Source organism: Methylomonas sp. HW2-6 (assembly GCF_052474525.1).
Window position 1 is genome coordinate 4,111,452 of record NZ_CP184124.1, and the last position, 26,073, is coordinate 4,137,524.

Consider the following 26,073-nt stretch of genomic DNA (forward strand, 5'->3'; position numbering starts at 1 on the left):
AACGTCAAGCGGCACCTTTGTGGCGTTAAACGCTCCCTGCGTCGTCGTTTGCGCGATTTATCGGTAAAATACCGCTCTTTTGATAAACCAACCCAAAGGTCGCCATGCGCACTTCCCAATTTCCTCTAAGCACCGTCAAAGAAACGCCCGCCGACGCCGAAATCGCCAGCCACAAACTGATGATTCGCGCCGGCCTGATCCGCAAACTCGCCGCCGGCATTTACACTTGGCTGCCGCTGGGTTTGCGGGTGTTGCGCAAGGTCGAGCAAATCACCCGCGAGGAAATGAACAAGGCCGGCTCCCTGGAAGTGTTGATGCCGGCGCTGCAACCGGCCGAACTGTGGCAGGAAACCGGACGCTGGGAAAAATACGGCCCCGAGCTGGCGCGCATGAAAGACCGCCACGACCGCGATTTCTGCCTGGGCCCGACCCACGAGGAAATCATCACCGACCTGGCCCGCCACGAACTGAGAAGCTACAAACAGTTGCCGGTCACCTACTACCAAATTCAGACCAAATTCCGCGACGAAATTCGCCCTCGCTTCGGCGTGATGCGCTCGCGCGAATTCATCATGAAGGACGCTTACTCCTTCCATCTGGACCAGGAATCGCTGCAGCAAACCTATGACGTGATGTATCAAACCTATACCAACATCTTCAACCGCTTCGGCTTGAAGTTCCGCGCGGTGATGGCCGATTCCGGCGCGATCGGCGGCGCGGTGTCGCACGAGTTTCACGTACTGGCCGACTCCGGCGAAGACGCCATCGCGTTTTCCGACGCCAGCGATTACGCGGCCAACGTCGAAAAAGCCGAAGTCCGCCGCCCGCCGTTAAATCGGCCCGAGCCCAGCCGAAATCTGGAAAAGACCAAAACTCCGGGTAAAAAAACCATCGCCGAAGTCTGCGAATTTTTAGGCACCACCGCCGACAAAGTGCTGAAAACCCTGATTCTGGTACAGCGCCCGGCCGATCCGCAAGACCGCAACGTTTATTACATGATTCTACTGCGCGGCGACCATGAACTGAACGAAATCAAATTGAGTAAAATTATTGGTAACTTCGACTTTGCCAAAGACGAAGAGATTGAAAGCCTCATGCATTGTCGCCCTGGCTACATAGGCCCAATTACCAACGAGACAACTCCCTGCCATATCATTGCCGATTACGCCGTCGAAAATATGAGCGACTTCGTCTGCGGCGCCAACGAAGAAGGCATCCACTACACCGGCGTCAACTGGAGTAGGGATCGGAAATTGATGAACGAGTGGCTGCACGACATCCGCCAAGTCGTGGACGGCGACCCCAGCCCGGACGGCCACGGCAGCTTGACTATCGCCCGCGGCATCGAAGTCGGCCACATTTTCCAACTGGGCACCAAGTACAGCGAATCCATGAGCGCCGCCATCGTCAACGAAGCCGGCAAAAACCAAACCATGATCATGGGCTGCTACGGCATCGGCATTTCCCGCGTGGTCGCGGCCGCCATCGAGCAAGGCCACGACGAGCGCGGCATCATCTGGCCCAACGAACTGGCGCCATTCCAGGTCGCCATCTGCCCGATGAACATGTACAAATCCGACCGCCTGGTCGATACCGTGGAAAAGATCTACCAGGAACTGCAGGACGCCGGCATCGAAGTCTTGCTCGACGACCGCAAGGTCCGCGCCGGCTTCATGTTCTCCGACATGGAACTGATCGGCATCCCGCACCGCATCGTCATCGGCGACCGGGGCCTGGACAGCGGCACCGTCGAATACCAGGGCCGTACCGACCCGGAAAGTCAGGAAGTTCCTTTCTCCGAGCTGGTCGGGTTTATCAAAGCCAAACTGGCATAAAACCGACCCTATCGCACAAAAAAAGGGCGCCAAATGGCGCCCTTTTTCTTACCCGACCGAACCGCTTCAGCGCATCAAAGTAAACATCGCCTTGACCGCACCGCACTTCGGGCAACCCCAGTCTTCCGGCACATCTTCCCAACGCGTGCCCGGCGCTACGCCGTTACGCGGATCGCCCAACTCCTCGTCGTAAATGTGGCCACAGGTTTTGCATTTGTACTTTCTGAACTCTGCCATTGCTTAATCCTCGGTTGTAACAACGTTTAATAAACGGGCGAAATTGTAGCTTATGCTCGCCCGCCAAAAAACCACGAATATTGGAAGGAATCGACCACCTGGCTTTCCGTTCGAGCCCCTAACAAATCGGCTCTGACGCGCCATTTTCGCGGGAGCCCTGACCTGAGTGCTAGGTAATTGAATTGTAATTTGAATTCTTGACCGGAAACGGGTATAAACGCCCACCGAGGGGGATCGATATTTTTCACTTTTTTGAGGGATTAACATGAAACACTACGCTTTCTCGCATCATCTTAAGCAGAGCCTGCTACTGCTGGGCTTGGCAATCGCTACGCCTATCGCTTCGGCAGCGGCATGGAGCGGCACAGCCAACTACACCGCAGCTCCCGGAGCCACCGGCGACGAAGCCGTCGTCGGCCCGTTCGACACCTACGACTTCGGTTTGGGCGTTGGCTTGGTTAAAGTCAATAACGACGGCACGCTGAGCGGCTATTTCCAGACCTATGTCAACGACCACATTCTGACCAATGCCGGCGGCATCAACGTGCCGCAACTTAACGTCAGCGGTGCGTCTGGTAGCGGCAACGGCTTCGAATTAACCGTAGTCGCCAATTTTACCGGCACCTATTCCGTATTGCCGGGCGGAGTGCAAAGCTTCTCGCTGACCGGCGGTAATGTAGGCTTGTATTTCGACACCACGCCTGACTTCAGCTTCGGCGCCGATAGCGGCTTTAACGATGGAACTGCGATTTTATCCGGCACGCTGACCGGCGGTAGCGGATTTATCTCACTATCTTCCGGCAAAGGCATCGAACAGCTGGATCTGAGTTTTTCCGGGATTTTCGGCAGTTCCAATTCCAGCGTTTATAGCGCGCCGATCGGCGGCGGCAGTGCTTTGTTTTCAATCGATTTGAAAAACTCGACCTTGCTTCCCGGCATCACCAGCGTGCAAGGCCACAACAAAAGCGAAGGCTCGTTGGCTGCCGTCGACGGCTCCATCAACCTGACTGCAGTGCCGCTGCCGGCGGCGGCGTGGATGTTCGGCGCAGGCTTGGTCGGCCTGTTGGGCGCGGGACAACGAAAAAAAACCGTCGCCTAAACCACTCCGGTTAGGACTTCGCTGCTTTGCTGCCCCGGCGCTTCAATCGGGGCAGCAGATTCCGGCCGACTCGCAACATCAAAAATCAGGCATTCCCGCGAATCGCAAACACAAACCGAACAACCCTTCCCATTCGTTGCCAACGGCCTGCCCCTTGATGCAACGGTCCACCTCTGCACCGGCCCGTAAAATCCCCTGTAACTGTTCGGCCCGCAAGCGCCGAGACGCCTCTTGCACCAAAGATTTGCGTTTATCCCAAATCTGAAACTTCTTAAACACCACTTCCGAATTAACACCACGCCGCAACTCGGCTTTGACCAGCAACAACATCCGGGTTTCCCGGCAAATCGCCCATAACACGATAGAAGCGGCTGTGCCTTCAGTCCTCAAGCCATTCAGGATTTTCAAAGACCGGTTCAATTTTCCCTCCAGCAAGGCATCGGTCAATTTGAACACGTCGAAACGGGCGCTGTCGGCAACGTCGTCCTCAATCATGGCTTTGCTGACCAAAGCCGCACCATGCAAGATGTAAAGCTTTTCGATCTCCTGCGCGGCCGCCAATAGATTGCCCTCGACACGAGCGGCCAGGCTTTTCAACGCCTCGTTGTCCAACCGCATGCCCCTGCGTTCGGCGCGGCGCTGCAACCAGTGTAACAACTCCTGCCCCTGCAGCGGCCAAACCTGGACGATGACGCCAACGACATCCAACGCTTGAAACCATTGCGACTTTTGCGCCGCCGACTCCAGTTTGCCGGCCGTCACCAGCAGCACGGTATCGTCCGGCAGGTGTTGGCAATAGGCGATCAAAGCCTTGCTGCCTTCCGTTCCAGGCTTCGCCGAAGGCAGGCGCAGATCAATTAATTTTTTGTCGGAAAATATGGATAGCGAATCGGCTTCCAGGCTCAGTTGCGGCCACTCGTGGCCGGACTCAACCGAAATCACTTCGCGGGTGGTGTAACCGGCCGCGCGGGCGGCCTGGCGAATGTCGTCGGCGGCTTCGCCCAGTTGCAAAGGTTCGTCGCCGCTGACCAGATAGACCGGCGCCACGGATTTTTGCAACGCCGCAGCCAACTGCTCGACTTTCAAGCGCACGTTTTTTACTTCTGGTTGTCGATCGCCACCCGGGCGCGGGCCAGGATCATCCGGGCCGCCTGCTTGTAAATCTCGCCGCGGATCAACTGTTCCTCGTTGGTTTTCGCCAACACCGCGGTCTGGTCGTTGAAAAATTCGCGGGATAATTCGATGACTTGTTCGTCCATCATCGCAGTCTCCTTATCGTCGAAGAACTGGAAGCGCAGATAATATTCCAGCTCGGATTCGCTGGATTTACCGGTGGAGCCGATAGACAGCACCCGGCTGCGCATGTCTTCTCTCAACACTTTGATGACGACACCGGCCTCGTTCGGCGTCGGCGCCAACTTGCCTTTCGAAGCCCGCATGATTTGCTGCATTTCGTTTTGCAACGGTCCGGAAGCGCCGAAAATGTAAAGACTCTTCAGCGCGGCCGGCATCTCGATCGAGCCGCGCAAATGGTAGCCGCAACCGGCTTGCGCCAACAATGCCGCCAGGAACAGATATCGAAACAAGCGCTTCATCGGCTTTTTACCAACGCAATTAAACAACGATATTCACCAGTTTTTGCGGCACGACGATCAGCTTTTTGACCGGCTTACCCTCGAGGAAGCGCTGCACATTGGCGTCGGCCAAGGCCAAGGTTTCGATCTGTTCCTTGGAGGCGCTGACCGCAACCGCCAATTTGCCACGCAATTTGCCGTTGACCTGCACCACCATCTCAATGCTGTCCTGCACCAACGCCGACTCGTCCAGTTCCGGCCAAGCCGCGGCGACGATGTCGCTGTCGCGACCCAGATCGTTCCACAGTTGCTGCGCCGCGTGCGGAATGATCGGCGCCAACATCAACACGATGGCTTCCAGCACTTCCTGGCGTACCGCCCGGCCGTTGGCGCTGTCGTCCTCGAATTTGTTCAAGGCATTGACCAGTTCCATGTTGGCGGCAATCGCGGTGTTGAAAGTGTGGCGGCGGGCCATATCGTCGGTCACCTTTTGCAAGGCTTGGTGCAACTGGCGGCGCAGGGCTTTTTGATCGTCGGTCAAGGCCGCTTTATCCAGCGCCGCTTGCGGCAAACCGGCTTCAACGTGCAGATACACTTGCCGCCACAACCGCTTCAGGAAGCGAAACGCACCTTCGACGCCGGCGTCGTTCCATTCCAGCGATTGGTCCGGCGGCGAGGTGAACATCGTATACAAACGCACGGTATCGGCGCCGTATTTGTCGATCAGCACCTGCGGATCGACGCCGTTGTTTTTTGACTTCGACATTTTTTCGATCGCGCCGACCGTGACCGGCGAACCGTCTTCCAATAACTTGGCGCCGACGATCTTGCCCTTGGCGTCGCGCTCGACTTCGATCTGGGTCAGGTTGAAATACTTTTTATGGCCGTGTTCGTCGAATTGGTAAAAAGTCTCGGCGACCACCATGCCCTGGGTCAGCAGATTTTTGAACGGCTCATCGCAAACCAGCAAGCCTTCGTCGCGCAGCAATTTGTTGTAAAAGCGCGAGTAGAGCAAATGCAGAATCGCGTGCTCGATACCGCCGATGTAATGGTCGACCGGCAGCCAGTAGTTGGCGCGCTGGTCCAGCATCGCCGTGTGGCAGTCGCTGCTGGCGTAGCGGGCAAAGTACCAGGACGATTCCATGAAGGTATCGAAGGTATCGGTTTCGCGCCGGGCCGGCTTGCCGCATTTCGGGCAGGTGGTGTGCGGGAAGGTCGGATGCGCGGCCAATGGCGACTGCGAACCGTCCAGCACCACGTCGCGCGGCAGGGTCACCGGCAATTGCTCGTCGGGGACCGGGACGGTACCGCAGTCGTCGCAATACACCACCGGAATCGGCGCGCCCCAGTAACGTTGGCGGGATACGCCCCAGTCGCGCAATCTAAAGTTGGTTTTGCGCTCGCCCTTGCCGAGACCGGCCAATTTGGCGGCGATGGCGTCGAAGGCTTGTTTGAAATCCAGACCGTCGAATTCGCCGGAGTTAAGCAACACACCTTTGTCGGTGAAGGCTTTTTCCGCGACGCTATCATCGCTGCCGTCAACAGACGCAATCACTTCTTTAATCGCGATGCCGTAGCGTTTGGCAAATTCGTAATCGCGCTGATCGTGAGCCGGGACCGACATCACCGCACCGGTGCCGTAACTCATCAACACGAAGTTGGCGATCCAGACCGGCACCGACTCGCCGGTCAAAGGATGAATCGCGTTGTAACCGGAGGCGATACCGCGTTTTTCCATGGTTTCCATCGCCGCTTCCGAGGTTTCCATCTGCTTGCAGGATTCGATAAATTCGGCAATCTCGGCATTGGTTTCGGCGGCTTTTTTAGCGACCGGGTGTTCGGCGGCTACCGCAACATAAGTCACGCCCATTACGGTGTCGGGACGGGTGGTGTAGATGCGGATCGGCGACTCGAAACCGTCGACGGCAAAATCCATTTCCACACCTTCGGAACGACCGATCCAGTTGGCCTGCATGGTTCTGACCTGTTCCGGCCAACCCGGCAGTTTTTGCAGATCGTCGAGCAACTCCTGGGCATAAGCAGTAATTTTCAAAAACCACTGCGAGATTTCTTTTTTCTCGACCTGGGTATCGCAACGCCAGCAGCAGCCATCGATAACCTGCTCGTTGGCCAACACAGTCTGGTCGTGCGGGCACCAGTTGACCGGCGCCGTTTTTTTATAGACCAAGCCTTTTTCCAGCAGGCGGATGAAGAACCATTGTTCCCAGCGGTAGTATTCCGGATCACAGGTGGCCAGCTCGCGACTCCAGTCGTAGCCGAAACCCAGACGTTTGAGCTGGTCGCGCATGTAATCGATATTGGAATAGGTCCAATCAGCCGGATGCACCTTGTTTTGCATTGCAGCGTTTTCCGCCGGCAGGCCGAAAGCGTCCCAGCCCATCGGTTGCAACACGTGTTTGCCTTGCATGCGTTGGAAGCGGCTGATCACGTCACCGATCGTATAGTTGCGGACGTGGCCCATATGCAGCTTGCCGCTCGGATAGGGGAACATCGACAAGCAGTAGTATTTTTCCTTGCCGGTATCCTCGGTTGCGGTAAACACGCCTGATTTTTCCCAATCGGCTTGGACTTTTTCTTCGATCGCCGCGGGGTTGTAATGCTCTTCCATCCTGTTCGTCTTTTGCTGTAAAAAGGCGCTAGAATACCTTACAGGCGCTTAAATCTAAAGCGCGAATACTATAATAAAAGCGGGAGTAAGCATGGGCGAAAACAAACTGATCGACGCATACGACGACTTGATGGGCCATCTGTACGAAGCGATGGACGACACGCTGCATTCGGTAGCCGACGCGCTGGAAATCGCCAAGAAAAAAACCGCCGCGCTGGGCGGCCATACCCAGGAAGAAATCAACAAAATCGCCGACTATGTGATGCGCGACGTCGAACACGTCGCCACGTCGCCAAGCCTTAAAGAAGAAAACGACTCGCTGTCCGAGTGGCTAAAATTCGACATCGAACTGATCGAGAACTTCGCGCTGGAAGCCTTTCTCGACATTGCCGACAAGACCCGAGTCAAGCTGGCGTCACTGGAAATGGAAGCCAAACTGTACCACCCCTACCAAAGCGGCGAAGTGGCCGGCCCCGGCACCTTCACCTGCGACGCTTGCGGCAAGCAAATCGCCTTCAAATCCACCAGCATCATCCCGGCCTGCCCCGAATGCAAAGGCAACAGTTTCAGCCGTTGTTGATATTGCGGGCTCAAACCTTATAATGCGGGCTTTATTTTTTCCTTGATCGAGGGCGATTATGCGCAGGGTGATTTTCAATCAGAAAGGCGGCGTCGGTAAATCCACCATTACCTGCAATTTGGCGGCGATCAGTGCTGTCGAAGGCAAAAAAACCCTGGTAATCGACCTCGACGTCCAAGGCAACTCGACGCAATACCTGCTGGGCAGCAAGGTCGCGGATTCCGATAAAACCATTGCCCACTTTTTCAAGGACAGCCTCGGTTTGGGCCTGTTCGGCGGCGGCAAGGAAGGCCTGGACGGCCTGATCCACGAAACGCCCTTCCCCAACCTGTACGTGTTGCCGTCGCATTCCGACCTGGAAGGCCTGCAAAGCCGGCTGGAGTCGCGGCATAAAATCTACAAACTGCGCGAAGCGTTGGAACGACTGGAAGGCTTCGAGCACATCTATATCGACACGCCGCCGATTCTGAACTTCTACAGCCTGTCTGCGCTGATCGCCGCCGAAAGATGTCTGATCCCGTTCGACTGCGACACCTTCGCCCGCGAAGCACTTTACACGCTGATGCGCGCGATCACCGAAGTCAAAGCCGACCACAACCCGCATCTGGAGGTGGAGGGCGTCGTCGTCAACCAATACCAAAAACAAGCCAACCTGCCGCGGCAACTGGTCGAAGACCTGATCGCGGAAGGCCTGCCGGTACTGGAAACCAAAATCTCCACCTCGGTTAAAGTCCGCGAATCGCACAGCGATGCCCAACCGCTGGTCCACTACGCCCCGTCACACAAACTGACAGAAGAATACCGCGCCTTGCATTTGGAAATTCACCAATAGCCCATCCCGCGCGCTATAAAACCTACAAGGCCAGGCCCAGCCTGGCTTTTTTTGGCGCCGTTGTCCGTTACGCCCAAAGCAATTGAGCCATCCCTCCGATCCGTTTCGATACGGCCAGCGCCCGTCGACCAAACAAGCTTCACGATTCTGATAAACTGAATATCACCTGATCGACGCACCGATTTGGCGCCGATCGATTAATCGTCAAATCGGACTTGGCTTACACTCACATCGGTCATCCCGTCCTATGAGGCAACGCACCGCAGATAAGCGTAATGTGTTAACTATCGAGTCCCACAGAGTGTTATACGCTGTGGCATTCGGTATTGTGATTATTTTTCTGGCCTCTATCGGTTTCAATCTCCACCTCCGCCAACAGCAAAGCCTGGATAAGGCTCTGCGCGAGGATTCCCAGCGCATTTCCACAAAAATCAACGAGCGTTTGAACGCCTATGCCCAGCTATTGAAAGCCGGCGCCGGCCTGTTTGCGGCGTCCAACACCGTCGAAAGAGCCGAATGGAAAAATTTCGTCGAAAAGCTCGACCTCGATCAAACTTACCGGGGCATTCAAGGGGTCGGATTTTCCGAATTGATTTCCCGAGCAGACTTGCCAGCCCATATCGCCCAAATCCGCAACCAGGGCTTTCCCGAATATGTGGTCAATCCGCCCGGCGATAGAGAGCAGTATTCCAGCATTATTTTTCTGGAACCTTTTTCCGGCAGAAATCTAAGGGCGTTCGGCTACGACATGCTATCCGAGCCCACCAGAAACGAGGCGATGCTGCGGGCGCGAGATATTGGGGACATTGCATTCTCCGGCAAGGTAAAACTGGTGCAGGAAACCAAAACCGACGTCCAAGCGGGAGTATTGGCTTATTTGCCGGTTTTCAAGAATGGTGCTATCACCCAAACTTTAGACCAGAGACGCGCGTCGCTGATCGGCTGGGTGTATAGCCCTTACCGCATGAACGATCTCATCAAACCCATCGTCGAGGGCGAATTGTCCGCGTTGGATTTACAAATTTTCGATGGCGAAAAAACCACTGAAAATTCCTTGTTCAATAGTGCGCCCGACATGACAGCGGACGGGTATACCGCAGCCAATCCGCTATTGACGCATGACGTCAATCTCGAAGTCGGCGGACACACTTGGATCTTACATTTTACGGCCCTGCCCGGTTACGCAACCATCAACCACGTCGCTAAGCCGTGGCCCGAGTATTTCGGCCTGGTGTCCATCGCTTTTTTGACATTGGGACTGTTTTGGCTGTCTGCAAATACCCGGATTCGCGCCCACAAGATCGCTCGCAACCTCACCGACGATTTACGGGAGCAAACCGAACGCTTGAAAGCCAACCAGCTGTTACTCAAAGAATCCGAAAGCCGCTTTCAGTCGGTTTCCAATGCCGCACCGGTACTCATTTGGGTTGCCGGTGCCGACGGGCGCTGCAATTGGTTCAACAAGGTATGGCTGGATTTTACCGGGCGGACCATGGAACAGGAATTGGGCCAGGGTTGGACGGCCGGGGTGCATCCGGACGACATCGATCGCTGTCTCGAAATTTATACCGGCCACTTCGACCGGAGAACCTCCTTCCACATGGAATACCGCTTGCGGCGTCATGACGGCGAGTACCGCTGGCTCCAGGATAACGGCGTTCCCCGTTTCGACGCCCTAGGAAATTTTCTGGGCTATATCGGCAGTTGCTTCGATATGACCGAAAACATCCTAGCCTTGGACAAAGCCAGAGAAAGCGAGGAACGCTGGCAGTTTGCGCTCGAGGGCGCCGGCGACGGCGTCTGGGACTGGAATATCGGCGCCGGCCTGATCGTCTATTCAAAACGCTGGTACGAAATTCAGGGTTTCGAAGAAGGGTCGATGAAGGCCGATATCGACACCTGGCGGCAACTTGTCCACCCAAACGACCTGGCGATAGCCGAGGCGGCGTTGCAAACCCACTTTAGAGGCGAGTCGCCCAATTTCAGCTGCGAGCACCGGGTTATCTGCGGCGACGGCCATTACAAATGGATTCTGGGACGCGGCATGGTAGTCAGCCGAGATGCCCAAGGCAACCCGTTGCGGGTGATCGGCACCCATACCGACATCACCGAAAGAAAGCAGCAGGAACAGGAGCTAAAGCAGCTGCTCCGCATCATCAACGAAAGCCCTGACTATATCGGTACCGCGGACATGTCGGGCAATTTGCTGTTCCATAACCTCATGGCGCGGCGAATGGTGGGGCTGGACGACAACGCCGACCTTTCCAACCGCAAGATCCAGGACATGCACCCGGAATGGGCTGCGCAGAAAATTCTGGAAGAAGGCGTTCCGGCCGTTCTGAAACACGGTTACTGGAAAAATGAAACCGCTATTCTGAACCAGGACGGCCGAGAAATTCCGGTCTCGCAAATCCTGCTTCTGCACCGCGACGAAGCCGGCAATCCGCAAATGCTGTCCACCATCATGCGCGACATTACCGAACAGAAGCAATATCTGGTGTCGCTCGAAGACGCCAAACAAGTTGCCGAAGGCCTGGCCAAAACCAAATCCGAATTCCTCGCCAACATGTCGCACGAGATCCGCACGCCGATGAACGGCATCATCGGCTTATCCAAACTGGCGCTGGATAAAGAGTTGCCTGTCGAAGTCAGAGACTACCTGGAAAAGATCAACGCGTCGTCAGAGAGCCTGCTGGGCATCCTGAACGACATTCTCGATTTCTCCAAACTCGAGGCCGGAAAGCTCACAATCGACCAACAACACTTTAACCTTAAAACCTTGCTCGATAACCTGTACAGCCTGTTCTCGCACCGTGCCGCCGAAAAGGCGCTGGCCTTGACCATCGATATCGCTGAAGACACACCCGCCGACCTGATCGGCGATGCGTTGCGCCTGCAGCAAATCCTCGCCAACCTGATCGGCAACGCTATCAAGTTCACCGAGCGCGGACGGATCGGCATCCACATCAAACCTTTAGCGCAAGAAGGCTCGTCGGCCCGGCTAAGTTTCGCAGTAGCCGACAGCGGCATCGGCATCACCGAGGAAGACCAAAGCCGGCTGTTTCAGCCCTTCAGTCAAGTGGACGGTTCCGCCACTCGCCGCTTCGGCGGTACCGGCCTCGGTCTGGCCATCACCAAACAACTGCTGGAACTGATGGGCAGCCAGCTGAAAATCGACAGTACGCCGGGACAAGGCTCCACCTTCCACTTCGTGCTGCCCACCGTTTTGGCTTCAGCGCCCTCGCCTCACGTCATCGACCGCCGTTCCGAACGGCGCAGTGCCGGCGCATTGAGTCAAGATCTGCGGCAAAAAGGTCTGGCACTGGCCGGTACCCGGGTTTTGGTCGCTGAGGACAACAAGATCAATCAGAAAGTGGTGACAGAATTCCTCAAACTCGCAAACGTTGAGGTCGTCATTGCCAACAACGGCGCCGAAGCGCTGGAATGGCTGGAGCGCCAAGAGTTCGACGCCATCCTGATGGACGTCCACATGCCCGGCATGGGCGGTGCCGAGGCTACCGGCAGGATCAGGGCAAATCCCAAGCATGTCGAACTGCCGATCATCGCGCTGACGGCCGGCGTTACCGAAACCGAACGCGAAAACTGTCTGCAGATCGGCATGACCGACTTCCTGCCCAAACCGCTGGATCCCGAGCAGATGATCGCCGTACTCAGCCGTTGGATTCGGCGGCCGAATCAGCCGCAGCGCTCATCGGCTGTCGGCCAAATTCCGGAAAATGCGGGTACCGACGCGGCGAAACCGTTGTCGCCGGATACCACAACCGCGTTCTCCATCCCGACGCCAGAGGCCGAATGGCCGAGCATTCCCGGCATAGACTCCGCTCGATCTCAACTTAATTTATTCGGCGACCGGGAGCTTTTTATCGAGTTACTGGCGCTCTACGCCGGCGAAAATAACGAAGTGATCGCCGGTTTGAAAAGACATTTCGCCAACCGGGATTGGACTGAGGCCAGACAGGTTGCGCACCGACTCAAAGGCCAAATAGCCAACCTCGGCGCCAGCGATGCCGTCGCCAAGGCCGCGGCACTGGAAGCGGCTTTAAAAGCAAACTCGCCCGGCACCGAGGAAGCCTATGCGCAATTGATAGCGGAAAACGACCGTCTATTGGCCGCCATCACCGGCTGGCTAAAAACCAACGCCCGGATTCAAGCAGGCAACCATGCGAACTAAGCCGATAGTCCTGGTCATCGACGACGATCCCCTGACCCACAGGATCATGGAGCGGATACTCGCTTCGATTTGCACCGTGCGCGGCACCAAAAGCGGGAAAGACGGCGTCGCCATGGCCATTGCCCAACAACCGGATTTGATTTTGCTGGACATGGTCATGCCCGATTTCTCCGGCCAAGAGGTGATCAAGGCCCTGAAATCGCACAAGGACACGCAAGACATCCCGACCATTTTCGTGACGGCGGAAACCAATTTTCAAGTGGAAGCCAATGCGCTGGAAATGGGCGCGGTGGATTTCATTACCAAACCGGTGAATCCCTTGGTGCTGATTGCCCGGGTCAAGACACACTTGCGCTTACGTCGCCGGGAATTGGAGCTGACAGCGCTTTACGCCGAACTCGATCGGAAGAATCAGCAACTCAAAGAACTGTCGACGCACGACCCACTGACGGGGCTCTACAATCGGGTGATGCTGTTCGATTTCATCGAGAAACAGTTCGCCTACCTCATCCGCTACCAGTCGCCCTGTAGCTTGGTCATGCTCGATCTCGACCATTTCAAAGCGATTAACGACGAGTACGGGCATTCGATGGGCGACACCGTGTTGACCGCAATCGCCCGGCGATTGTGCAACCGCCTTAGAAACTCGGACTTGGCCTTTCGCTACGGCGGCGAAGAATTCCTGGTGATCCTGCCGCAGGCCGGAATCTCGCAGGCCAAAGAACTGTTCGAACAAATCCGCCAAGACATCCATGACGATGCGATGGGCGGTTTACCCCAAGGCAAGGTCACTGTAAGCGTAGGCATTACCGAATTGAGCTCCGACGGCGATAGCGTCGAAGATGCGACTAACCGCGCCGATCATGCCCTTTACGAATCCAAACACCGGGGCAGAAACCGCGTCACCGTGTTTTGATTCGCGGCGACCGTCGCCGACTTTGCCGCAGATGCGGCAAAGCCCCTCAACCCGCCATATCCAACACCGAATTGTCCAGCTTCGCATTTAAGCGGCTGAACGCTTTATGCAGAACTTCCCAGCCGGTAAACGACACCACCAGCCAGCCGCCGGTACGCCGCTCCCATTCGGTATCCAAGAGCACCCCGGCCTGGACCAGGCTGACGAACGCCGCATCGCTGGGCGCTTCGATATAGGCCAGCGCCGCCGGCAAATGCGCGGCGGGCACCAGTCTGGCGCACGGCTGGTCGTTGTTGGCATGACGGTCCGTGTACATCACATAGCCGGGATCGATACCCAAGGCTCTGAGCTCGTTGCAATAATCGGCAAACCCGTAAAACGGAAACGGCAATGTCAGACTCATGGTTAAACTCCGGATAGTACTGATCCAACCGCCGGTCAAGCGTCGCCTTGACTAGGCGCTTGCTGGCGCAGCAGGCCGCCATGGCGGATATCGACGCCGTCCAGCATAAACACGGCATGTTCGGCAATGACGCGGCAATGCTCGGCGCACCGCTCCAAAATTTTCATCATTTGCATGATGTCCAGCGCCCGACGGATCATGCGGGCGTCGTGCAGCACATAGGCCAATTGGTGTTTGATCCCTTCCTGCAACTCGTTTTCGCAGAGCTGGTCGCATTGCAACAGCGCATAGGCTTGCTTGGAGTCGCGGTTTTCGAACACCACCATCAACTTGTCCAGAATCAACTTGACCAAGCCGCCCATCTTGACGATGTCGGCCAGCAATTTTTCGTTCGGATCGCTGGTATTCGGATCGAACAACACCGTAATCAGTCTGGCAAATTCGCCGATTTCGTCGCCGATTTTGGAAAACTCCGCCGAGATCTTCGATACCGACAACACCAGACGCAAATCGTTGGCCACCGGGCAATGCCGGGCAATAACGCTCAATACGCCATCGTCGATCTTGCTTTCGAAATGTTTCAGCTTTTTTTGGCGGGAAATGACTTTTTGCGCCAGTTCGGCATCGCCGTAATCCATGGCCTGCATCGCTTGCTCCAACTGGTAAATCAGCAAGTCGGTCACTTCTAGCAACAGACCGTACAAATGATTCAGGTCGTTGTCGTATTCGTGCAAGGTATGCGGATTGCCGCTGGTGTCGGTCGGAGTCGTCATGGCCAAGCCTCTATCGGGTTAACGCGATTTTTTACACCCCGAAGTTTAACCGGCCAAAATGACAAGAATGTGACACCAACGCCCGACTGGCGTGGCTTAGCCAGGTACAGGCCTGGCACGGATGACGGAATTGTGACAAGCGGACAATACCGGCAAAATCAACCACCGGCAACCCTAGCTCGGCAAGTCGTCATACTGCTGTCATAAACAGCCAGAAAAATACGCCCATCCGCTATCCATACCCGGCGTATTTATGACTGCCTCTACATACCGAACCATCTGGATTTCCGATTTGCACATCGGCTCCACCCAATGCCACGCCGAAGCGCTGCTGGATTTTCTGAAACACAACGACAGCGAAAAACTGTATCTGGTCGGCGACATCATCGACTTTTGGGCCTTGTCGAAAAAGATGTACTGGCCGCGCGAGCACAACACCATCATCCAGAAAATTCTGCGCAAAGCCCGCCACGGCACCCAGATTATCTACGTCCCGGGCAACCACGACGAAAACGTGCGCGAATACGACGATTACGTATTCGGCGACATCGTGGTCAAGCGCTCCGACATCCACACTACCGCCGCCGGCAAACGCTTCCTGATCGTGCACGGCGACGAATACGACACCATCGCCAGACACCACCGCTGGCTGGCCAAGATCGGCAGCGTCGGTTACGACTGGCTGATCGAAATCAACCGCTTCCTGCGCATCTGCCAAAAACTGATCGGCTACCGATCGCATTTTTCGTTGGCCGCCTTCGTCAAATTCAAGGTCAAAAACGCGGTGCAATTCATCTCCGATTATGAGGAAAGCATCGTCCGCACCCTTAAAAACCAGGGCTTGGACGGCGTGATCTGCGGCCACATCCACCACGCCGAAATCAAGGAAATCGAAGGTTTCACCTACGTCAACACCGGCGACTTCGTCGAAAGCTGCACCGCCATCGTCGAACACGCCGACGGCCACCTGGAGCTGGTGAACTGGTTGAAACAGGAAAAACCGAACCCGGAAGCGCACGCGGAACCTGGCCTGCCCCACGCCGGCTAGGCATCGCCCCACCCGCCCCGGTGTAATACGTTTCACCAAAACTTCCGCAAACCGTCACCGTATCTTAACCTGCGGCTCCGGCTTATCCCGCAAAATGCGACCGGGCTTGCAGAATCGGTTGTTACAACCGGTCCCGCCTCGGCGCTACCCCCTTGAACCAGCGGCGGGATTTTCTGCGAGTCGGCCAGGCGCCAAGCCTGTTCGCTGTTATTGCCATACAGAGACTATCCGACCATGATCGCAACTCCACTTAGCCGCTTGCCGCTGCTGGCGGCGCTAGGCGCACTCGCCACTTCGGTTACTGCCGAAGCCGCCACCCCGGTATTTATCAACGAAATCCATTACGACAACACCGGAACCGACACCGGCGAGGCCATCGAAATCGCCGGCCCGGCCGGCACCAACCTCAGCGGCTGGTCGCTGGTACTGTACAACGGCAACGGCGGCGCCAGTTACAACACCAAAGCGCTGAGCGGCGTCATTGCCGATCAGACCGGCACCGGCTTCGGCACGCTGAGCTTCAGTTACCCGACCGACGGTATCCAGAACGGGTCGCCGGACGGCATTGCGCTGGTCAACGGCAGCACGGTCGTACAATTTTTAACTTATGAAGGCAGCTTTACCGCAGTCGGCGGCCCAGCCGCCGGCAAAGTCGGCGTGGATATCGGCGTCAGCGAGTCGAGCGTCGCCGTAGGCCAGTCCCTGCAATTAAAGGGCGCCGGCAGCAGCTATGAAGATTTTGCCTGGACGACGGCAGCGGCCAATAGCTTTGGCAACCCCAACGCCGGCCAAACCTTCGGCGGCATTACGCCGCCACCGCCCACGTCACAGTGCGGCCAGCCGGCAACCTTGATCAGCGCGATTCAGGGCAGCGGCGGCGTCAGCCCGCTGAACGGCACGGTGCAACACGTCGAAGCCGTGGTCAGCGCCGACTTTCAAGGCAGCGGCAATTTGAATGGTTTCTTCGTCCAACAAGGCAGCGATGCCGACGCCAATCCTGCCACTTCCGAAGGCCTGTTCGTGCTGGCCAATACGCCGGTCAACGCCGGCGACCGGGTCCACATCGTCGGCAGCGTCGCCGAAAGCTTCGGCATGACCCGGCTGGAAAACGTCAATTCTGTTGAAGTGTGTTCCAGCGGCAACGCCCTGCCCGAGCCGGTGACCATCAACCTGCCGTTCGACAACGCCAATAACGACCCGGAACGTTGGGAAGGCATGCTGGTACAACTACCGCAAACCCTGACGGTGACCGAGAATTACAATCTGGCCCGTTACGGCGAATTGCTGTTGTCGTCCGGCGGCCGTTTGTGGACGCCGACCCAAGTCGCTGCGCCCGGCCAAGCCGCCAACGATGTTGCTGCACAAAACGAATTGAACCAATTGTTGGTCGACGACGGCAGCAACCAGCAAAATCCCGATCCGGTGATCTATCCGCAACCGGCCGGCTTGAGCGCGGCCAACAGCCTGCGCTCCGGCGATACGGTGACCGGCGCCACCGGCGTGTTGGCTTACGATTTCGGCGTCTACCGTTTGCAGCCGACCCAACCGTTGGCGTTTACCGCCAGCAACGCGCGTCCGGCCAACCCGGCACCAACCGGTTTGGGTTCGTTGAAAGTCGCCAGCTTCAACGTGTTGAATTACTTCAACGGCAACGGTGTCGGCGGCGGCTTCCCGACCGCGCGCGGCGCCAATACCTTGGCCGAATTCAACCGCCAGCGCGCCAAAATCATTCCCGCCATCCATGCCTTGAATGCCGATGTGGTGGGCTTGATGGAAATCGAAAACGACGGCTACGGCAGCACCAGCACCATCGCCGATCTGGTCAACGGCTTGAATCAACTGGCCGGCGCCGGCACCTACGCCTTCGTCAATCCGGGCCTGAGCAAAGTCGGCACGGACGAAATCGCGGTCGGCATCATTTATAAGCCGGCGAAAGTCACAGCGGCCGGTAAGGTGGCGATTCTGGATTCGTCTGTTAACCCGCAATTCATCGACAGCAAAAACCGCCCCACCTTGGCGCAAACCTTTCTGGACAAGGCCTCCAACAAGCTGCTGACGGTCGCGGTCAACCATTTGAAATCCAAAGGTTCAGCCTGCGACGACGTCAACGACCCGGATACCGGCGACGGCCAGGGCAACTGCAATCAAACCCGCACCGATGCCGCGCAAGCCCTGGCTAACTGGCTGGCCGGCAACCCGACCCAGCAAGGCGCGGCCAACAACTTGATCGTCGGCGACCTGAACAGCTATGCCCAGGAAGACCCGATTACCGCACTGAAGAACGCCGGCTACCGCAACCTGCTGGAAACGATGATCGGCAATCGGGCAGCCTACAGCTACGTGTTCGACGGCGCGGCCGGTTATCTGGACCATGCGCTGGCCAATAGCGCGCTAGCGCCGCAAGTCAAAAGTGCTAGCGAATGGCACATCAACGCCGACGAACCGCGCGCGCTGGATTACAACACCGAGTTCAAATCGGCCAATCAAGTCACCAGATTTTACGCGGCGGATGCTTATCGTTCATCCGACCACGATCCGTTGCTGGTCAAACTGTTCGTCCCCGGCGATCTGGATAACGACGGCGATGTCGACAACAGCGACGCCGGTCTGGTTAAAGCTCAAATCGGGAAATGCGTGGGTAAGACAGGGTTTAACGCCGAAGCGGATTACGACATGAGCGGTTGCGTGACGTACGCCGATTATCGAATCTGGTACGGCCATTTCAACAGCTATACCGCCTCCATTCGCGCTCAATAACTCCGGCTGGCCGCCGGCAAACCGTTTGCCGGCGGCCTTGATTAATTTTTAGGATCACAATATGCAAAACTTGCTTCGTATTCTGGCGCTATGCGGCGCCAGCCTGTTGCTGACCACGGCCCATTGCCAGGCAGCCACCCTCTCCTTCAGCCTGGAAACCGCTGCCGATTCAATCCGGGTCGGCGATGTATTCGCTATCGATGTGGTCGTGCACGATCTGTTCGCGGCCGATAGCAGCGACGAGCTGTTGGCTTTCGGCTTGAACACCGCCAGCTCGATCTCGGGCCTGGTGGAATTTCAAGGCAGCACGATCAATCCGCTGTTCTCCGACGACAGCTTGCTGGTCAATCTGCACGCCGCCGGCTCGGCGTTTCCCGGCATCGGCAGTAACCCCTCGACCGCATCGACGTTCAATCTGGCGACTTTGCATTTCAAAGCGCTGGCGGCCGGCCAAGTGACGTTGGCGATCGCATCCGATTTATCCGACTTCAATCAAGGTCTGATCTTTTTGAACCAAGGTCCGGTAGCGATCAATGCCAGCCGTGGTTTTGAGATTACGGCCGTGCCGTTGCCGGGGGCTTTGGTTATGTTTGTTGGTGGGTTGGTTGTGAGTTTTGGTGGGATTCGGCGGAGACTTGGTTAGAATTGGGTTCCAGCTGCCTAGATGCACTTAGAAGAATTTGGTGTCGCTGACGCGACGGCTTTTTCTAACGTCGGTTCGCGGACCGACAACCGCGATACTTTCTTTTGCGTCGCCAAAAGAAAGTATCCAAAGAAAAGGCGCCCCGACATTCCGCCTTAATCCTGCGCTTCTCGCTTTTGCCGAGGGTTTTCGGAAGGGCCATCCCTGGCCCTCCGAAAACGCGCGGCATCCCTGCCGCGCCCCTGCGGGCTATTCTCGCCAAAAGCTCCGATGCTCGGGGCGGAATAACGGGAGAAAACCACTCCCGAAATTTAGTAAAGAATTAAAAATACTTGGGGTGGGCGGCGCTTTTCTGCCCACCGTCAACGGTATATATTCTATTCCGCGTGGGCACAAAAACCGTGCCCACCCTTACAACGTTAGGCGCATATCATGATGAATTGGCTACGAAGTGCATGGCAAGGCCAAGCAAAAGCTCTACCTACATTCCTACTGCTTGCAGCATTACCATGGATATTAGCAATGGTAATTGGCAGCAAATTGGAGTTTGCGAATCTGTTTGCATTTGGATACAAGCTGCACCCCGCTGTTTCAATTCCCTTGGGCGTCCTTGAATTTGCTTTTATGTTTTTCGGACTGATTTGTTATTGGCGATCTGCATTTAATTGTTCGCGGCGCTGGTATGGTTATGTGGGGCGTACTATCGTGGGAATTCGCATATTTGATCTACTAAGCCGACTGTTATTCCTCGTTGTTCTTCTATGGGCTCTTTTCCCGATAAAATGATCTCAACTTCATTACTTTCTATTTTGCCGAAGCCACAACTTGAAGGCCGTAAGGCGCAATTCGTAGGGCGTCAATAGGCGTAGCCGTATTGCGCCGCAAGTTGGCTTTTAATCATGCGGCGTATTACGCTATCGCTAATACGTATATGGACTCCTCCCGTTTTGCAAGCATTTCCCCTGTTGGTTGATGGTACGACTGCACACGTATATCCGGCCTGTAAATGAGCGCAATTGGCTCGGGCCGTAATGGGCTGTTCGCGCGTTTGCTCCTTATCGCCCTATCGTGCTCTTGGGCACAGCGCAATAATCAGGTTTTGCAAACGCCGGTTCGACCGGCTGCCATCAGGGTCTAGCTCTGCAATCGGTTGGATTGCTCTTTTATCTCAATCGGTTTGGGCGTGACAGCTTGCTGTCATGCACAAGCCGATTCAGATGCCAGCCCGTTTTCAGTGGGCTGGTAATCCAGGCTCTTGGTTAATAACGCCCAGGCAATTCGGGCATTTTTATTCGCCAAGGCCACGGTGGCGATGTTTTTGTTACGCCGCTCGCTGAGACTTTGCAGCCAGCGGCTGCGTGGGTCGTCTTTTTGACTGGCGACTTTCAGGACGGCTCGCGCACCATGAATTAATAAGGTTCTCAAATAAGCATCACCACGCTTGCTAATCCCCAAGAGCCGTTCTTTGCCGCCACTGCTGTGCTGTCCGGGCGTCAAACCTAGCCAGGCCGCCATGTCACGACCTCGCTTGAATTGCTTGGCGTCGCCCACGCCACTGACCAAGGCGGTGGCGGTAATCGGGCCAATGCCGGGGATTTGTAGCAAACGCTTGGCGCCAGGATCGGTGTCGGCTTGTTGTTGAATCCGTTTGTCCAATGCCCTGACACGTTCATCAAGCGTCTGCAAGTCTTGACGAAGACCTGCTAGCAAGACTCTAAAGTCACTACTCAAGTGATTTTCGGCATCTTCCAATAAGTCTGGCAGCGCTTTTCGCAAGCATTCGATGCGTTGACCGACGACCATTCCGTATTCAGCCAGTAGACCGCGAATCTGATTGACCTTTTCGGTACGCTGACTCACCAGTTGGCTGCGTACCCGATGGGTGGCCTGTAAGTCTTGCTGCGCCAAACTCTTGATGGGAACGAAGCGCATACTCGGCCTCGATACCGCTTCCGCATCATTGGCGTCGTTTTTGTTGGCTTTGACATAGGGTTTAACAAATTGCGACGCAATCAATTTGACGGTGTGACCCAACTTTTGCAGTTCGCGAGCCCAATAGTGGGCGCTGCTACAGGCTTCCATACCGATTAGACAGGGCGGAATATCGCGAAAATAGCTCAGCATTTGCTCGCGCTTAAGCTTTTTCTTCAGCGCGGGTTGTTCGTGACTATCGACGCCATGTAATTGAAACACCTGTTTTGCTAAATCAAGGCCTATGCGTTTAATATTCATCTCGGACTCCTCCTCCGTTTGTTGGGTAACTCAATTTTACCCCTCTGGTACATCGATGCCGCTAGGTGGGAGGAGTCCATACCATTGCCCTACAAAATTGCGCCGGTGTTCGCGCGGCATTGCCCTACCGCTCGAATCGCAACCCAAATTGCCATAAACCAACATTGCAAATACGCAACCGCCGTCCTCACCCCCCAACCCACCGCCATTCCGTTTGACCTGAATCCGCTTATCCTGCAACATGCTCCGGCCCGGATCGCTGCCGTATTCGACCGGGCCAGATCGAATGCATAGACCGCCACCAACGCCGCGCCAAGACCGGATGGGGAACACAGGCCATGACCATCAAACCGCTAGAGCCGTCGCAACTCTATAAACCGTGCCAGCTGGAGCAGTTCAGCTTTACCACCACCGACGAACTGGACGACGTCGACACGCTGCTGGGGCAGGACCGGGCCGTGGCCGCGATCAAGTTCGGCCTGCGCATCGACAAGAGCGGTTACAACATCTTCGCGCTGGCGCCGGACGGCACCGGCAAAATGACCACGATCAAACAACTGGCCGAGCACGAAGCCTGCCGGCAACCTCCGCCGGCGGATTGGTGCTACGTGCACAACTTCAGCCAACCGGCCAAGCCTAAGGCGATTCAGCTGGAGCCCGGCGAGGGCAAGGGCTTTCAGGACGATATGGCCGAGTTGATCGACGAACTCAGCGTCGGCATCCCGGCCGCCTTCGACGGCGACGAGTACCGCTCGCGCGCCGGCGAGCTGGAAAACGAATCGCGCCAACGCGAGCAGGAAGCCATCAACCAGTTGCGCGAGGAAGCGGAACAGGCCCACATCATTTTCACCGAGGCCCCGAACGGCTACGCCTTCCTGCCGGCCGACGACAACAACGAACCCTACACCCCTGACCAATTCAACAAGCTGGACAAGGAGCGCCAGCACCAATTTCACGACACAGTCTTGGATTTGCAGGAAAAGGTGCAGGATGCGCTGAAGAAATTTCCGCAATGGCGTAAGCAAACCAAGCGCAAGATCCAGGCCTTGAACCGGGAAGTCGCCGAATTGGCCGTGCACCATTCCATCGACGAATTGAAGCAAAAATACGCCAAAAACCAGGCGGTGCAGGACTATCTGAGCGCGGTGCAACAGGACATCATCGACCATGTCCGCGACTTCATGCCACACAGCGAGAAGGTTTTGTCCTTCATGGAATTGCCGCAGGAACCGGCGCCGTTCAAGCGCTACCGGGTCAACCTGATGGTCAGCCTGAACCACAAACGCTGCGCGCCGGTGGTGTGCGAGGATTTGCCCAATTACGCCAACCTGCTCGGCCGCATCGACCATCAGGCGCAAATGGGCTCGCTGGTCACCGACTTCACGATGATCAAGCCGGGCGCGTTTCACAAGGCCAACGGCGGCTATCTGATCCTGGACGCCCGCAAGTTGCTGTTGCAGCCCTACGCCTGGGAAACCCTGAAACGCACGCTGCAAGCCGGCGAGATCCGCATCGAATCGCTGGAACGGGCGCTGAGCCTGATCAGCACCACCTCGTTGGAACCGGAACCGATTCCTTTGGACGTCAAGGTTTTGCTGTTAGGCGAGCCGATGCTGTATTACCTGCTGAATTTCTACGATCCGGAATTCGCCGATTATTTCAAGGTTGCCGCCGACTTTGCCAGCCATATCGACCGCGAACACAACACGTTGGAATACGCCCGCTTGCTGGCCACCATCGCCCGCCGCGAACAGCTGCGGCCGTTGAGCCGGCCGGCCGTGGCGCGCATCATCGAACACAGCGCCCGGCTGGCCGACGACTCGGAGAAGCTGCTGACCCATCTGCGCAGCATCCGCGACCTGCTGGCCGAGGCCGACTATTGGGCCGCCGAAAACGGCCATACCGCGATCGCCAACAGCGACGTGCAGCAAGCCATCGACCAGAAAAACCACCGGCTGGATCAACTGCGCGAGCGGCTGTACGAAACCATCCGCCGCGGCACGATCATGATCGCCACCGAGGGCCGCGTCGCCGGCCAGATCAATGGCCTGTCGGTGTTGCAACTGGGCGAGTTCAGCTTCGGCCAGCCGTCGCGGATCACGGCGACGACGCGGATGGGCAGCGGCAAGGTGGTCGACATCGAACGCGAAACCGAACTGGGCGGCGCGATCCATTCCAAGGGCGTGCTGATCTTGTCCAGCTTCATCGCCGCCCGTTACGCCCGCAACAGCCCGTTCTCGCTGTCCGCCAGCCTGGTGTTCGAGCAATCCTACGGCCACGTCGAAGGCGACAGCGCGTCGCTGGCGGAGTTGTGCGCGATCCTGTCGTCTTTGGCGCAAGTGCCGTTACGTCAGGATCTGGCGATGACCGGTTCCGTCAACCAACTCGGCCAGGTGCAACCGATCGGCGGCGTCAACGAAAAAATCGAAGGCTTTTTCGACATCTGCGCCGCTCGCGGCCTGAGCGGCAGCCAGGGCGTGATCATTCCAACCAGCAACGTGCCGCATCTGATGCTGCGCTGGGACGTGGTCCACGCCGCCCAGGCCGGGCAATTCCATATCTATCCGGTCACGACGGTCGACGAAGCGATGGAATTGTTGAGCGGCATCGAAGTCGGCACCGCCGACGCCACCGGCGCCTATCCGCCCGACTCGTTCAACGGCCGCATCGACGCCCAATTAAAGCAATTCACCAATACGATCAAAGAGTTCGGCAGCAAAGGCGACGGCAAATAGTTTACCGGCCGCACCGACCCGGTCAGAGCGAAGGGGTATCGCCTTCGATCGTTTCCGGCGGCAACTCGGCAACCACCTCCGGCAACCGACGAGACAGGCCGGCCAATAGCAAATCAATCGATCCGGTAGGATTCCACGCCCCCCCTTCGTGAAAATCAAGCTACCAACGCCGGCCGCCGGCGCTCTTCATCAGCGCATCGTATATCGGCGAGGTTTTCAACCAGCCGGCAATCAGCAGCGCCATGAAACAAGCGACGAACAAAGGCAGGATCAGCGCATAATTGCCGGTCAATTCGATAATCAGCACGATCGCCGTCAGCGGCGCCTGCACCACGCCGGTAAAAAACGCGGCCATACCGACCGTTGCAAACAGGCGCGGATCGACCGGGTTGTCCAACAATGGACCGATAAGCAAACTGCAAGTCCAGCCCAGCAAGGCCCCCAGCGCCAATACCGGCATGAAGATGCCGCCGGCGGCGCCGGAGTTTGCGCTGGCAACGGTCAAACCGAAGCGAATCGACCAATAGGCCAGGACGATCTGCAACGCAAACCCGTCCCGGTTCAGCAGTTGGTCGATCAAGGCCTGGCCGCCGCCCAGCAGCAAAGGACTACGGAAGGCCGTGAAGGTCACCAGCCCGGCCAGCAGCGCCCACCACAGCCAACGCCGCCAACCGCGCAGATCGGCCAGCGAGCGGCCGCGCAGCATCAGGTAATTGAATAATGCGCCGAACAGCCCGGCGCAAACGCCCAGCGGCAAAAATGCACTGAGTTGGGTTAAGGCCGGTGCGGGGGTGAACGGAATCTGGAACGTCGCGTCCTGGCCCAACAACGCTCGGCAAACCATATCGGCGGACAAACAAGCCACGGCCGCCACGAAAAATTCCAACGTAGAGCAACGCCTGTCCAATTCTTCCAAAACGAAGGTCAGACCGGATAACGGCGCATTGAAAGCGGCCGCCAAACCGGCGCCGCCGCCGGCCGCCAACAAAATGGCGGAATCCCGCGGGCTTCTCCCCGACCCAAGTTGGGACAAGCCCTGCCCTATCGCCGCCCCCATCTGCACACTGGGGCCGCCCCTCCCCAAAATCAGGCCGGCGCTGTTGCCCAGCCAAGTACTGAAGAATTTGACAAATAGAATACGAACCCAACGCAGCCGCCGGTTAGCTGCCAAATCCGCTTTCAATTGGGGGACGCCGCTGCCGGCCGTTTCCGGCGCCAGCAAACTTACCGTGCCGGCGGCAACGGCGATTGCGGCCAAAGCGATACCGAACAGAACGACGACACCCAACTCGTGCCGGCCTGCAACGTGGTCCAGGAATTGCTGACGGTAGGCTTCACCGCCATCCAGAGACAAGCGAAAACAGACCGCAATGAAACCGGCTCCTACCCCCACCGCCAGGGCCTGCGGCAGCATGCGGTGTCGATGCGCATCGGCCACACCAATCGTTTGTCGGTTTGAATGTTCGATACGCCCTCCCAATTTAAGTCGATTGACATGCCGGCCGATTCTAACGAACCCGCTAATTTTGAGGCAAACAATGTTTGCCTCAAAATATCAACCGGACACACGCCAAGAACTATCCAATTG

The 26,073-nt window shown here is 56.9% G+C and carries 19 protein-coding genes; 11 read left to right on the forward strand and 8 right to left on the reverse strand.

From position 1 onward, the window contains the following. Positions 1 to 104: 104 nt before the first annotated feature. On the forward strand, positions 105 to 1,835 hold the full coding sequence (locus tag ACH518_RS19685) for a proline--tRNA ligase (RefSeq protein WP_445371323.1): 1,731 nt from the start codon (positions 105 to 107) through the stop codon (positions 1,833 to 1,835). 66 nt (positions 1,836 to 1,901) lie between these two features. Here ACH518_RS19685 and ACH518_RS19690 read toward each other — a convergent pair whose 3' ends face one another. Then, a complete protein-coding gene (locus tag ACH518_RS19690) occupies positions 1,902 to 2,072 on the reverse strand; it encodes a rubredoxin (RefSeq protein ID WP_140910939.1) in 171 nt (56 codons plus the stop codon). 265 nt (positions 2,073 to 2,337) lie between these two features. On the opposite strand from ACH518_RS19690, the gene pepA reads away from it, so the two are divergent. After that, positions 2,338 to 3,171: a flocculation-associated PEP-CTERM protein PepA gene (gene pepA, locus ACH518_RS19695; RefSeq protein WP_445371324.1), complete on the forward strand. Its 834-nt coding sequence runs from the start codon at positions 2,338 to 2,340 to the stop codon at positions 3,169 to 3,171. Between the two features lie 78 nt (positions 3,172 to 3,249). Here the strand turns inward: pepA and holA are convergent, their stop codons facing one another. From holA to leuS, 3 genes are read right to left on the reverse strand one after another with little or no spacing between them, the layout of a single operon-like run. Then, on the reverse strand, positions 3,250 to 4,263 hold the full coding sequence (gene holA / locus ACH518_RS19700) for a DNA polymerase III subunit delta (RefSeq protein ID WP_445371325.1): 1,014 nt from the start codon (positions 4,261 to 4,263) through the stop codon (positions 3,250 to 3,252). A gap of 5 nt (positions 4,264 to 4,268) precedes the next feature. Then, positions 4,269 to 4,766 (reverse strand): LPS-assembly lipoprotein LptE, encoded by a 498-nt coding sequence (locus tag ACH518_RS19705; protein WP_445371326.1) that lies wholly within the window; start codon positions 4,764 to 4,766, stop codon positions 4,269 to 4,271. Positions 4,767 to 4,785: 19 nt separating this feature from the next. Next, entirely contained in the window at positions 4,786 to 7,374 is a 2,589-nt protein-coding gene (gene leuS / locus ACH518_RS19710) for a leucine--tRNA ligase (protein ID WP_445371327.1), read from the reverse strand. A 91-nt stretch (positions 7,375 to 7,465) separates the two neighbouring features. On the opposite strand from leuS, the gene ACH518_RS19715 reads away from it, so the two are divergent. The 4 genes from ACH518_RS19715 (at position 7,466) to ACH518_RS19730 (ending at position 13,894) form a co-directional block, all read left to right on the forward strand. Continuing rightward, positions 7,466 to 7,954, forward strand: a complete 489-nt coding sequence (locus ACH518_RS19715) for a zinc ribbon-containing protein (RefSeq protein ID WP_445371328.1) — start codon at positions 7,466 to 7,468, stop codon at positions 7,952 to 7,954. A gap of 58 nt (positions 7,955 to 8,012) precedes the next feature. Further along, positions 8,013 to 8,786 carry a ParA family protein gene (locus tag ACH518_RS19720; protein ID WP_140910933.1) on the forward strand — a complete coding sequence of 258 codons (774 nt, stop codon included), beginning with the start codon at positions 8,013 to 8,015 and terminating at the stop codon, positions 8,784 to 8,786. 301 nt (positions 8,787 to 9,087) lie between these two features. Further along, positions 9,088 to 12,978 (forward strand): CHASE domain-containing protein, encoded by a 3,891-nt coding sequence (locus tag ACH518_RS19725; RefSeq protein WP_445371329.1) that lies wholly within the window; start codon positions 9,088 to 9,090, stop codon positions 12,976 to 12,978. Continuing rightward, positions 12,968 to 13,894, forward strand: coding sequence for a GGDEF domain-containing response regulator (locus ACH518_RS19730; RefSeq protein ID WP_278210991.1), 927 nt, complete (start codon positions 12,968 to 12,970; stop codon positions 13,892 to 13,894). The genes ACH518_RS19725 and ACH518_RS19730 overlap by 11 nt, the downstream gene beginning before the upstream one ends. Before the next feature lie 46 nt (positions 13,895 to 13,940). Here the strand turns inward: ACH518_RS19730 and ACH518_RS19735 are convergent, their stop codons facing one another. Next, positions 13,941 to 14,297, reverse strand: a complete 357-nt coding sequence (locus tag ACH518_RS19735) for a hypothetical protein (protein WP_278210990.1) — start codon at positions 14,295 to 14,297, stop codon at positions 13,941 to 13,943. Between the two features lie 35 nt (positions 14,298 to 14,332). Then, positions 14,333 to 15,070 (reverse strand): phosphate signaling complex protein PhoU, encoded by a 738-nt coding sequence (gene phoU, locus ACH518_RS19740; RefSeq protein WP_140910929.1) that lies wholly within the window; start codon positions 15,068 to 15,070, stop codon positions 14,333 to 14,335. Positions 15,071 to 15,323: 253 nt separating this feature from the next. Here phoU and ACH518_RS19745 point away from each other — a divergent pair, with 253 nt between their 5' ends. The 4 genes from ACH518_RS19745 (at position 15,324) to ACH518_RS19760 (ending at position 20,304) form a co-directional block, all read left to right on the forward strand. Beyond that, positions 15,324 to 16,118, forward strand: a complete 795-nt coding sequence (locus ACH518_RS19745) for a UDP-2,3-diacylglucosamine diphosphatase (protein ID WP_445371330.1) — start codon at positions 15,324 to 15,326, stop codon at positions 16,116 to 16,118. 234 nt (positions 16,119 to 16,352) lie between these two features. Next, complete coding sequence (locus tag ACH518_RS19750; RefSeq protein WP_445371331.1) at positions 16,353 to 18,875, forward strand: ExeM/NucH family extracellular endonuclease; 2,523 nt, start codon at positions 16,353 to 16,355, stop codon at positions 18,873 to 18,875. A 61-nt stretch (positions 18,876 to 18,936) separates the two neighbouring features. Then, complete coding sequence (locus ACH518_RS19755) at positions 18,937 to 19,518, forward strand: hypothetical protein (protein WP_445371332.1); 582 nt, start codon at positions 18,937 to 18,939, stop codon at positions 19,516 to 19,518. Positions 19,519 to 19,950: 432 nt separating this feature from the next. Next, complete coding sequence (locus tag ACH518_RS19760; RefSeq protein ID WP_445371333.1) at positions 19,951 to 20,304, forward strand: hypothetical protein; 354 nt, start codon at positions 19,951 to 19,953, stop codon at positions 20,302 to 20,304. 411 nt (positions 20,305 to 20,715) lie between these two features. Here the strand turns inward: ACH518_RS19760 and ACH518_RS19765 are convergent, their stop codons facing one another. Then, positions 20,716 to 21,750, reverse strand: coding sequence for an IS110 family transposase (locus ACH518_RS19765; protein ID WP_445370203.1), 1,035 nt, complete (start codon positions 21,748 to 21,750; stop codon positions 20,716 to 20,718). A gap of 338 nt (positions 21,751 to 22,088) precedes the next feature. Here ACH518_RS19765 and ACH518_RS19770 point away from each other — a divergent pair, with 338 nt between their 5' ends. Then, positions 22,089 to 24,485 carry a Lon protease family protein gene (locus ACH518_RS19770; RefSeq protein WP_445371334.1) on the forward strand — a complete coding sequence of 799 codons (2,397 nt, stop codon included), beginning with the start codon at positions 22,089 to 22,091 and terminating at the stop codon, positions 24,483 to 24,485. 160 nt (positions 24,486 to 24,645) lie between these two features. Here the strand turns inward: ACH518_RS19770 and clcA are convergent, their stop codons facing one another. Continuing rightward, on the reverse strand, positions 24,646 to 25,923 hold the full coding sequence (clcA, locus tag ACH518_RS19775) for a H(+)/Cl(-) exchange transporter ClcA (protein ID WP_445371335.1): 1,278 nt from the start codon (positions 25,921 to 25,923) through the stop codon (positions 24,646 to 24,648). Between the last annotated feature and the right edge of the window lie 150 nt (positions 25,924 to 26,073).

Coding starts and splice junctions, on each gene's coding strand:
- ACH518_RS19685 (WP_445371323.1), top strand. CDS start 105: ATGCGCACTTCCCAATTTCCTCTAAGCACCGTCAAAGAAACGCCCGCC.
- ACH518_RS19690 (WP_140910939.1), bottom strand. CDS start 2,072: ATGGCAGAGTTCAGAAAGTACAAATGCAAAACCTGTGGCCACATTTAC.
- pepA (WP_445371324.1), top strand. CDS start 2,338: ATGAAACACTACGCTTTCTCGCATCATCTTAAGCAGAGCCTGCTACTG.
- ACH518_RS19705 (WP_445371326.1), bottom strand. CDS start 4,766: ATGAAGCGCTTGTTTCGATATCTGTTCCTGGCGGCATTGTTGGCGCAA.
- leuS (WP_445371327.1), bottom strand. CDS start 7,374: ATGGAAGAGCATTACAACCCCGCGGCGATCGAAGAAAAAGTCCAAGCC.
- ACH518_RS19715 (WP_445371328.1), top strand. CDS start 7,466: ATGGGCGAAAACAAACTGATCGACGCATACGACGACTTGATGGGCCAT.
- ACH518_RS19720 (WP_140910933.1), top strand. CDS start 8,013: ATGCGCAGGGTGATTTTCAATCAGAAAGGCGGCGTCGGTAAATCCACC.
- ACH518_RS19730 (WP_278210991.1), top strand. CDS start 12,968: ATGCGAACTAAGCCGATAGTCCTGGTCATCGACGACGATCCCCTGACC.
- ACH518_RS19735 (WP_278210990.1), bottom strand. CDS start 14,297: ATGAGTCTGACATTGCCGTTTCCGTTTTACGGGTTTGCCGATTATTGC.
- phoU (WP_140910929.1), bottom strand. CDS start 15,070: ATGACGACTCCGACCGACACCAGCGGCAATCCGCATACCTTGCACGAA.
- ACH518_RS19745 (WP_445371330.1), top strand. CDS start 15,324: ATGACTGCCTCTACATACCGAACCATCTGGATTTCCGATTTGCACATC.
- ACH518_RS19750 (WP_445371331.1), top strand. CDS start 16,353: ATGATCGCAACTCCACTTAGCCGCTTGCCGCTGCTGGCGGCGCTAGGC.
- ACH518_RS19755 (WP_445371332.1), top strand. CDS start 18,937: ATGCAAAACTTGCTTCGTATTCTGGCGCTATGCGGCGCCAGCCTGTTG.
- ACH518_RS19760 (WP_445371333.1), top strand. CDS start 19,951: ATGATGAATTGGCTACGAAGTGCATGGCAAGGCCAAGCAAAAGCTCTA.
- ACH518_RS19765 (WP_445370203.1), bottom strand. CDS start 21,750: ATGAATATTAAACGCATAGGCCTTGATTTAGCAAAACAGGTGTTTCAA.
- ACH518_RS19770 (WP_445371334.1), top strand. CDS start 22,089: ATGACCATCAAACCGCTAGAGCCGTCGCAACTCTATAAACCGTGCCAG.